Source organism: Sphingopyxis sp., from assembly GCF_035565275.1.
GTDB lineage: Bacteria > Pseudomonadota > Alphaproteobacteria > Sphingomonadales > Sphingomonadaceae > Sphingopyxis.
The window spans coordinates 1-2,166 of sequence record NZ_DATMST010000261.1; the positions used below are offsets into that span (position 1 = coordinate 1).

3 protein-coding genes are annotated in these 2,166 nt (G+C 68.3%); 2 read left to right on the forward strand and 1 reads right to left on the reverse strand.

All coding sequences use genetic code 11. From position 1 onward, the window contains the following. Together VN047_RS17580 and VN047_RS17585 are read left to right on the forward strand one after the other, a co-directional pair. A partial coding sequence (locus VN047_RS17580) for a helix-turn-helix transcriptional regulator (protein ID WP_414712732.1) occupies positions 1 to 520 on the forward strand: 520 nt, incomplete at its 5' end. Between the two features lie 88 nt (positions 521 to 608). Then, positions 609 to 815, forward strand: coding sequence for a hypothetical protein (locus tag VN047_RS17585; RefSeq protein WP_325544940.1), 207 nt, complete (start codon positions 609 to 611; stop codon positions 813 to 815). A gap of 109 nt (positions 816 to 924) precedes the next feature. Here VN047_RS17585 and VN047_RS17590 read toward each other — a convergent pair. Beyond that, positions 925 to 2,166: SPOR domain-containing protein (locus VN047_RS17590; RefSeq protein ID WP_325544942.1), on the reverse strand; the 1,242-nt coding region annotated here is incomplete at its 5' end.

A 2,166-nucleotide genomic window follows, 5' to 3' on the forward strand; every position in this document is an offset into this window, starting at 1 on the left:
GCTGACCGTCCTCGCCGCAAACGCCCGCGCCGCCCGCTACGAGCGCGCGGGCTTCATCCGCACGGCACAAGACCGTTTCGCTTTCACCCATCCGCCCAGCCAGAAGCGATTGCTCGATCTCGTCAAAAACCCCGATCCTGCGGGTCTCGCTTTCCAGACCGTCGATCCTTCGGGCAAGGAATGCCCGGTGCTCGTCGCGCGCGTAACGCGCCAGTCGGCGCAGCAACTCGGCGGCGTCCGGCTCGGCGCAACGCTGATCGTCACGCTCGGCAGCGCGCCGGGCGAAACCCCGGTGGTCGAAATCGACCGGGTCGCGCAATGGTTCGGCCTCACCCCGGCCGAGGCCCGGCTCGCCGTCGCGCTGGCACGCGGACAAAGCCTGCGGGACTATGCAGCGCTCCGCGCCGTCAGCCTGAATGCCGTGCGTTTCCTGCTGAAAGGGATTTTCCGCAAGACCGGCGCGACCAGCCAGGCGCAGCTCGTCGCGCTCCTCGCGCGCCTGCCCGCACCGGGAGGCTGACGGGCCGGGCAAGCGATCAGGCGAAAATCCGGCCAGGCTCCGCGCTTCGCGCTGGACAGAATCGCCGGGTGCCCGCTACCGGCGCGCGATGGGTATTACCGCGACAATCATGAACACCGCCACCGGCCAGCCGATCCAGAAAATGAGCTTCGGCCGCATGCCGAAGCCTTGGGCCAGCTTCAATCTCGCGACCGGCGAACTCGTCACCGCCGAACGCATCGACGTCGGCAAGCCCGAGCCGGGAAAATTCGCCGCGACGATCAATGTCTGGGTGACGGTCAAGCCGCGCGCTTGAGTTGCCCGAATGACGGATCGGGATTGATTTGAGGCGCTAGACCGCCATCCCGAAAACAGAGAGGCGCAGCCTTTCGGCCACGCCCCTCTCCCCTTTTTCTCTGTCAGGATTAACGCGCGGCGAGCCGCAGCGCTTCGGCTTTCGACGCCCACCGGATGCTTTCGCTCCCGCTCATCGCGCGGATGAAGCAGGTCTGGCCCTGCGCCTTCAATTGATTGCACAGGCTCGTCGCGTCGGCGCGCGTGGCAAGCCCGTTGACCGTCAGGCGATAGAAGGTGCGGCCCTTCACCGTCGCCGCATGGCTCGATGCGGGAAAGCTCGCAAGCATGCCATTGCGCTTTTTCAGGCTGCCCCATTTTTCCCGGGCGATGCCCAGGCTGTCGTACGCGCCGAGCTGCACGGCCCAGCCGGCCGGTTTCTTGCTGTCGAACCCCATCGCCTTCGGAACCAGCACGGTTGCCAGTTCGAGCGCCTGCTGCTGCGCGGGGCGAATGCGCCCTTCGCTGGCGACGCGCGGCGCGGCGCGATAGGGCGTGGCATCGGCCAGAATGACCTCGCCCGCGGGTTTCGGCTGCGGCAGTTCGGTAACCGGCACAATGCCGTCGGCGGTGCGTTCGGGCATCGGCAGTTCGACGCTACGGATCGCGCTGCCCGCATCGGCAAGCACCGGCGGCGGCGGAGCATAGGCTTCGACCGGCGCCGGGTCGGCGCTCGCCAGTTCGACGGCGGGCTCGGCTGCAGCCATCTGCGTTTCGCCAAAATTGCCGAGCGCGAGGCGGACCGGCATGCCGGCGTCCTGCTGCGCCTTGGCGCCGATCAGGCTCGCGACGCGAATTTGCGCGTTCGGCTGTTCGGCGAGCTTCGACCATTCGGCCATCCGCGCTTCGAGCTTCGCGGCCGACAGGTCCTGCGATGCCAGAATGCGCGCCTGCGCCCAGCGGCCCGACAGGGCAAAGGCGAGTGCGAGATTCTGGCGCGTACGCGCACCCGCGCCCGGCGTCCGCGCGGCTTCGGTCAGGACATAGATCGCGCCTTCATTGTCGCCCGCAAGCGCCAGCGCCAGCCCGATGTCCGATGCGGGAACCGTATCGCGATGCTGCTGGAGGAGCGCGACCGCGTCGGCATTCCGGCCCTGCGCAATCTGCGCGAGCGTCAGCGCGATGATCGTGTTGCTGTCGGTCGCGCCGAGTTCCATCGCTTCGTTCAGCGCCGTGGTTGCCGAGGCGAAACGCCCGTCGTTCAGATAGGCTTGGCCGAGCAACGCGCGATAGCCGGCGTCGCGCGGGCTCCCCGCGACCGCCGCTTCGGCGAGGCCAACGGCCTTGCTGACCGTGCCGGCCTCGAGCGCGGC